The sequence below is a fragment of the Comamonas trifloxystrobinivorans genome (assembly GCF_043359985.1).
In the GTDB taxonomy this organism is placed as follows: Bacteria; Pseudomonadota; Gammaproteobacteria; order Burkholderiales; family Burkholderiaceae_C; genus Comamonas; species Comamonas trifloxystrobinivorans.
In genome coordinates this window covers 245,964-252,291 of sequence record NZ_JBHZGV010000009.1, presented here as the reverse complement: position 1 = coordinate 252,291, position 6,328 = coordinate 245,964, and the positions used below count along the sequence as shown (strand labels likewise).

Here is a 6,328-nt window from a genome sequence, read left to right as displayed (position 1 = left end):
AAGCAGGCGGAATCGCTCGCGCCACATCTGACAAAGGGCAAGCAAGTCTCGTTGATCGTCCGCGATCTGCACATTGCGACGTTCGCCAAGAGCGATGGCAGCGAGGGATACTCGCTTGAAGGTGTTGCGGACTTTGATGACTTTGCACGCAGTCCACGCCAGGACGATGCCCCTCAGGCGCGCACTGCTCCAGCACCCCGCCCAGCACCGGCACCAGCGCCGCGCCAGGGTGGCGGCGGGTTTGAGGACTTAAGTGATGACATTCCGTTCATCGACCCCATGAAGCGCCAAGGCTTCCACGCAGTGATCTAACCCCAAGACCGCCCTAGAGGCGGTTTTCTTTTGCCCATGTCACGACTCTGGACCGAAACACAGATTGCCCAACTTGTGGCCCTATACCCTGATATGACTGCCGCAAATGTCGCGGTGAAGATCGGTCGATCCGAGCGATCTGTACACCAAAAGGCTGGTGCGCTTGGATTATCGAAGTCTCAAGCCTTCCTTGATAGCAGCCGCTCGGGGCGAATCCTGCAAGGCAAGAAAGACCCGCGACTGAAGGCCACCCAGTTTAAAAGTGGCGCAGCCCCATGGAACAAAGGAATTCCGGGATCAACTGGCCTTCACGAAAACTGTCGCAAGTCGCAATTCAAGAAGGGGCAAATGGCCGGAGCGGCCCAGGCCAAATACGTTCCGATTGGCTCGCTACGGGTCACGCGTGATGGGATTTTGGAGCGCAAGGTGACCGATGACCCGAGCCTTGTTCCTACCCGCAGATGGGTTGCTGTTCATAGGCTTGTCTGGATCAGGGAAATGGGACCAATCCCAGAGGGTCACATCGTCATCTTCAAGCCTGGTTGCAAAACCACGGCAGAGGGAGAAATCACAGCAGACCGACTTGAATGCATTTCGCGAGCAGAGAACGCCAAGCGAAACCATCCGATCAATAAATCACCAGAGCTTGCAAAGCTGACACAGCTTAAGGGCGCGATCACCCGACAAGTTAACCGCATCAGCAAAGAGGCCAAAGAAAGAGAGATGGCATGCACTGGGAAAAGTTAGATGCACTGCCGCAAGGCTGGAGGATTGACAAAACCGTCGGCAGCCCATTGCACGGGTACGTGTTTGCCACCAACGGAAAAAGTGTAGTCAACGGTCAGCAGCGCGCCCTAGTACGAGCGCACCCAGCCCCCATCGCAGATCCTGCGCCACCGTTCCATTTTGAACCGCCAGCGCCTAAGCCAACCGATCGCGCAGAGTTTCCGGCCAAGACCTTAAATGAACTCGCCAGAAAGCGGCTCGAGCTTCGCCTGATGGCAGACATTCGTTTTGATATGGCGGTCTGCGACATAGAAGGCTGGCCAAAGGATGAATACCTAAAAGAACTGCTCGAACTAATCAAAACACTCACCACCAAGTAATCAAAAAGATGACATCACCACACATTACAGACGTTCGCCAACACCTTTTAGCCACGCTCGCTGACCTACGCAGCCGCGATAACCCAATGGATGTAGAGCGTGCCCGAGCAGTCTCACAAGTGGCGGCAGTGCTTGTTGAGAGCGCAAAAGTAGAAGTTGATTACATCAAGGCAGTAAAGGCGGATCACAGTGGATTCTTGGAGCCAGCTCCACAAGACCCCAGATTGCCACTGCCCTCATCTGAACCAACTGCCCACAATCCTTTTCCGGCATCAGTACGGCATGTCTGCCAATAGCCTATGCCAGCAGACAACACCATCAACCAAGCGCCCAGCGCTAAGCATAGCAACGGGGATGCGCCCTACCCGTGCAAGGACGCTAAGCAAGCGCCTGGTGCTACCTGGGCCATCTCCTACGGCTACTGCCGCCACTCGCTTGACCAGCTTGCAGGGGTCAACGACAAGCGCTGTCCAGCTGATTGCCAGCACAAAGCGCCGTTACCTGTGGCGCACCAATTCTTGAAGATTTACAACGCAAGCGGCAATGCACAGGCCGCAGCGTACAGCCGGAGGGCAAGAGAGGATGCGGACAAGAACAACCTTCAAGCCCAATCCTGATTCCATTCTCTCAAAGCTACGCGCCCACATTAACGATCTTGGATCGCGGAGATTTAGTACAGCGCAGATTGCTAAAGCGATGGGCTTGCAACTCTCTACTGCACGCTATTACCTGTGGATGCTGCACAAGAAGAAGCTGATTCACGTAGCGAGCTGGAAGAAGCCCAGCCCCAGCGGCGGCGCAAGACAGCCAATCTACAAATCAGGCCAAGGCGAGGATGCCAAGCGCCCGCCGCCAGACCCAGACAGACAGCGAGAAACGCGGCGCTTACGAATGCTCATGAAGCGGGAAGCCGCGAAGAAATCCAAAGAGCGGGCGTCAATCCGGCGTATTCCGGTTTCAGTTTTCGATCTAGCCCAACACCTCTAACCAAGCCCCGCAATGCGGGGTTTTCTATTTCCTGGAGTCCACCCATGGCTGACAACAACTCACCACCACCCCTCATGACAGATAAAGAGCTGCTGATGGAAGGTGGCGCATACAGCGAGATCATGGCCGCCGCATTCGAGTATGCAGACGCTTACTGCTCATCGGGAGATGAACCACGTCGATATAAAGCTGCCATAGACAACCTGCGTAAGACAGTTCGCGCAGAGATAGCGCGGTTTTCTCGCGGAAATTACAAAGCACCACAGCCCCAGGTGGAGCCAGCGAGTCATGTGATCAATGACGACGTGCTCAACCTCGTTAGTCTGGCGCTGCGCAAAGCATGGCAACTCGGTCAAACCTATTGGCAACAAGCCGATAGTGAATTCATCAGTCAGCAGAATAAGTCTGATGCAACACGGGCCAAGTTTCAAGCGTTGATTGATGAAACCCGAGCAGCCCTTGCCACCACCCAGCCAGCGGCAACAGTCAACCAACAGTTGACAGCTGACCGGACAGCCCCTGCGGGGGAGTATCCAGCGCTGCCATTGGCGGAGTACAAAAGCTGGGCTAATGGTGGGTTGTTACGCAATGACGGCTACACAGCCGAGCAAATGCGCGCCTACGCAGACGCCACCCACGCCATGCGGGCGGGGGAGCAAGAGCCGGTGGTTTGGCCCAAAGATGCGAATGATGTACGCGCATTCTTTAGCTCCGATTTCATCGCTGCCCAATTCGCATCTGAGGATCAAGCGCCCTGCGATGAAGACAGATACACCATAAGCGCACACGACTTCTTGAGCGCAGTGAACTGGTGGGCAGACTTTCCGCATGTTCCGCGAGACACCTCCCATGTAGCCACGTCCGAGCATCAAAAGCCGCTGTTCTACACAGCTTTTGGCAGCAACGGCATGGCACTGCCCAGCTATGCGGGCTACTCTGAATTCGTGGTTATTGCCAACGTCCTGGCCGTCGCCAAAAACGAAGGCTTCAAGGGTACTGGCAAAGAGCGCATGAAAGAGTTGGGCTGGACTGTTCGCCCTGTATTCGCATCCCCTGTAGCCACACAGGGGGAGCAGGCCATCCGCGATGCAGCGTTTGAAGCCGTGCGCAAGAAGCTCTGCAAGCTTCAACGCTACTCCTTTCACCTTGATGCCTGCGGAAATATTCGCAGAGTCTCCGAGTTCACTGGTAACTGGATCGAGTTCGACGCCGCGCATGCGCTGTTTGATCCGGTTGCTGTTGACGCAGCCATCGACGCCGCCCTATCCGCCACCACGCCACCAGTGGCGACTACCAAGGATGACGAATGAGCCAGTACCTTATCGCCCACATTGGGCACACCACCAAATACTGCGAGCACATCACCTGGTGGAAGCCGGATAGCCAAGGCTACTGCTTCGGCCTGGAGAAAGCTGGCATATACAGCGAAGCCGAGGCGCGAGGCATTTGCGACAGGAGCGGCCTTTGCATCGCAGTTCCGCCGGCAGAAGCACGCCGACTGTCCCGGTCCACTCCTTTCTATCGCGGCCCTGGCGGGATGCTCGCGCCACTCTATGACGGCATGCCACTGGAGGTTGTGCCCAACAGCCCTGCTGCTTGGCGAGCGCTGGCTATGGCCGCCCTGCAATGTGAAGGCAAGCCGGACAAGCCGACGCCAATCACTGCTGCGCGCTCACGGGCCATCTACTTGCCAGCTGACCTGATCGCGCCACCAGTGGCGAAGGAGGGGTGATGCGCCAGTTCGCTGAATTTATCGGGTGGGCCTTTCTGGTCCTGCTGGCTATGGGGGCCTTGCTCCCCGGCTTCGCTGTTCACTTGTTTGCAGGCAGCGAAGGCAAGGCACTGGAGTGGCATAAGGAAGCAGCCGCAGCCATCCAAGAAGCCAAGGAGGCCCCATGACCGACAAGACAGCATACGAAAAATGGACCGAAGCCTGTGCCGCACGATTCATCGAATGTGGCATTGACGCTCCTTTTGCCAAAGAAATCTCTGAAACCTTGGCAGAGACGCAAAAGGAATGGAACGGGGATGACTTGGCCGAGTGGGATGCACCAAGAGAGGCGGCCAACGACGAAATGAGCTACTGGGGGGACTGAAAGCATGACAACCAAAACAACCGGCGCAGAATTTCTGCGCTTCTATAACGATTCCGAGTTCTGGCCCGATGGAGTCTGGCACGAGGATGAAGTAGTCACAGTGGATGGCGCTGAGTGGCTGCGCGAACTCAGCGCGATACCCGATGGTGCTGTCGTCGCCGTCTCCCACGGGGCCGTGTTCAGCGATGGCGACTCAGCTGCGCCATGGGGCGATGGTGATGGCCCGAGTTTCGAGACGCATTTCAAGCGCTGGCGAAAGAAGCAAGCGACCGCAGTCGGCACATTCGAATGCCCGAAGGACAAGCTGCAAGCAGTCAAAGCGGCGATCAAAGCCGCAGGAGGAAAGCCAGCATGACCCAAGAAAACGACATTGTTCAAGTTAACCCTGAGCGCGAGGTCTTCGGCGGCTGCATGGTCGTCGTCACCGAGGTTAAGTCGTGGGGCATACAGGGCTACGTCCAGTCAGCGGGAGTCCCTGGGCAGCAATTTGTCCGGCTCAAGAGCGATGAGTATGAGCCTACGGGCGGAAAGGCAGTATGGGTGCGAGCATGACCACACCAGACAACGCAATGATTGACCCCATGCCAGAGCTAGACATAGACACAGCGGGCCATACTGGAATACGCATCCGAGGTTATTCCGTGGAGCGAGTGAAGGCCCTACTCGACCGCATCGCCTCCCTAGAGGCTGAGCTGATCTCCCAAACCAACCGCGCCGCAGCAGCTGAGCAGCAAGTCACCGACCTCACCCAGCGCCTGGACACAGCCAACTCCCTGAATACTGAGGCGCGCAACCAGTTGGCTGAGCTGACAGCAACATATGAAGCCAAGTTCAATGGTCTACAGGAGGCCATGAATAACCTTGATACGGTTTCATCGGGTCGCACAGAATTGAATCAGCGGCTGGCCCAGCTATCAGCGCGGCAGGCTGTGCCGGATGGGTGGCGCCTGGTGCCAGTGGAGCCGTCGGAGAAGATGATCAAAGCAGGCAACACAAAAACATGGGTGCTTCCCTGCAATGACTGCTGGTCGGAAATGCTCTCAGCCGCCCCTCCCCCACCTGAGCGGGAGCCGCTGAGCGCTGACGATTTGCGAGAGCCGAAAAACGGTAAAGCGTGGCGTGTCGAGTGGTGGAATGAATCACTGCGAATGATGCTGCCATCACAAATGCGGCTTGATCGCGTACAGGCATTCAAGACTGGAACGCTGGTGCTCACACTAAAAAAGAGCGTAAATGCCCACGGAATAGGAGCCACCAATGAGACCAACTAGGCGTCAAATCCGCCGCGCCAAGAAAGAACGCGAGCAAGACAAATGGAACCAGCCCCGCAATAGCGGGGTTTCTCATTTTGGAGATTGATATGAAAGTTCAAGCACAGATCACCTGCGACTTCGATGTCGCCGCCATTAAGGTTTCAGCCAAAGTTCGCTATTGGGAAGACGCGAAAGTTGGTGATGCTCAAGATGAAGACGGAACAAAGATCCCACTTCGTAACGGCGACTACTGGGAGCCCATCATCGATTTGGACACAGGCCGAATTCGCAATTGGCCAGAGGGCGTGGAGGCCGATGTTCACTACAAGGTCTGCGATGCTGGCTACTACGAATTACTGGACTCACAAGGACGGTCTGTAGCATTCATCGACGGCTACGTCCCCTACATCCTCTCGCCCGCCGGTTCTGGCTATGGCGACTACATCATCATGGAGATTGGCGGAGATGGCGTGATAGCCGATTGGCGCGCCGACATTGAACCAGATGAATGGAAATGGCAAACAGCCAACATCGACTGAGACACGCCAGCCCCGCTCTTGATGCGGGGTTCTTT

General features: G+C 56.3%; 11 protein-coding genes and 1 pseudogene. All 12 read left to right on the top strand.

The genetic code is table 11. The annotated features are described in order from the left end of the window. Positions 1 to 312 (top strand): annotated as a pseudogene (locus ACFIQF_RS13030) (hypothetical protein); the annotation flags it as partial. A gap of 36 nt (positions 313 to 348) precedes the next feature. Beyond that, positions 349 to 1,059: an HNH endonuclease signature motif containing protein gene (locus tag ACFIQF_RS13025; RefSeq protein ID WP_393943409.1), complete on the top strand. Its 711-nt coding sequence runs from the start codon at positions 349 to 351 to the stop codon at positions 1,057 to 1,059. Next, positions 1,041 to 1,418, top strand: a complete 378-nt coding sequence (locus tag ACFIQF_RS13020) for a hypothetical protein (RefSeq protein ID WP_393943407.1) — start codon at positions 1,041 to 1,043, stop codon at positions 1,416 to 1,418. The genes ACFIQF_RS13025 and ACFIQF_RS13020 overlap by 19 nt, the downstream gene beginning before the upstream one ends. 582 nt (positions 1,419 to 2,000) lie before the next feature. Continuing rightward, complete coding sequence (locus ACFIQF_RS13015) at positions 2,001 to 2,405, top strand: FaeA/PapI family transcriptional regulator (RefSeq protein WP_393943405.1); 405 nt, start codon at positions 2,001 to 2,003, stop codon at positions 2,403 to 2,405. A gap of 44 nt (positions 2,406 to 2,449) precedes the next feature. Beyond that, a complete protein-coding gene (locus ACFIQF_RS13010) occupies positions 2,450 to 3,715 on the top strand; it encodes a hypothetical protein (protein ID WP_393943403.1) in 1,266 nt (421 codons plus the stop codon). Then, the gene (locus ACFIQF_RS13005; RefSeq protein ID WP_393943401.1) at positions 3,712 to 4,137 is read left to right on the top strand and encodes a hypothetical protein; all 426 of its coding nucleotides are present in this window, start codon (positions 3,712 to 3,714) and stop codon (positions 4,135 to 4,137) included. Before ACFIQF_RS13010 ends, ACFIQF_RS13005 begins: the two co-directional genes overlap by 4 nt. Continuing rightward, positions 4,137 to 4,304 (top strand): hypothetical protein, encoded by a 168-nt coding sequence (locus ACFIQF_RS13000; RefSeq protein ID WP_393943399.1) that lies wholly within the window; start codon positions 4,137 to 4,139, stop codon positions 4,302 to 4,304. Before ACFIQF_RS13005 ends, ACFIQF_RS13000 begins: the two co-directional genes overlap by 1 nt. Next, a complete protein-coding gene (locus ACFIQF_RS12995) occupies positions 4,301 to 4,501 on the top strand; it encodes a hypothetical protein (RefSeq protein WP_393943397.1) in 201 nt (66 codons plus the stop codon). Before ACFIQF_RS13000 ends, ACFIQF_RS12995 begins: the two co-directional genes overlap by 4 nt. A gap of 4 nt (positions 4,502 to 4,505) precedes the next feature. Next, positions 4,506 to 4,856: a hypothetical protein gene (locus tag ACFIQF_RS12990; RefSeq protein WP_393943395.1), complete on the top strand. Its 351-nt coding sequence runs from the start codon at positions 4,506 to 4,508 to the stop codon at positions 4,854 to 4,856. After that, positions 4,853 to 5,053 (top strand): hypothetical protein, encoded by a 201-nt coding sequence (locus ACFIQF_RS12985; RefSeq protein ID WP_393943394.1) that lies wholly within the window; start codon positions 4,853 to 4,855, stop codon positions 5,051 to 5,053. Before ACFIQF_RS12990 ends, ACFIQF_RS12985 begins: the two co-directional genes overlap by 4 nt. Next, a complete protein-coding gene (locus tag ACFIQF_RS12980; protein ID WP_393943392.1) occupies positions 5,050 to 5,772 on the top strand; it encodes a hypothetical protein in 723 nt (240 codons plus the stop codon). Before ACFIQF_RS12985 ends, ACFIQF_RS12980 begins: the two co-directional genes overlap by 4 nt. Positions 5,773 to 5,861: 89 nt before the next feature. Beyond that, complete coding sequence (locus ACFIQF_RS12975) at positions 5,862 to 6,293, top strand: hypothetical protein (protein WP_393943390.1); 432 nt, start codon at positions 5,862 to 5,864, stop codon at positions 6,291 to 6,293. Positions 6,294 to 6,328: the final 35 nt, after the last annotated feature.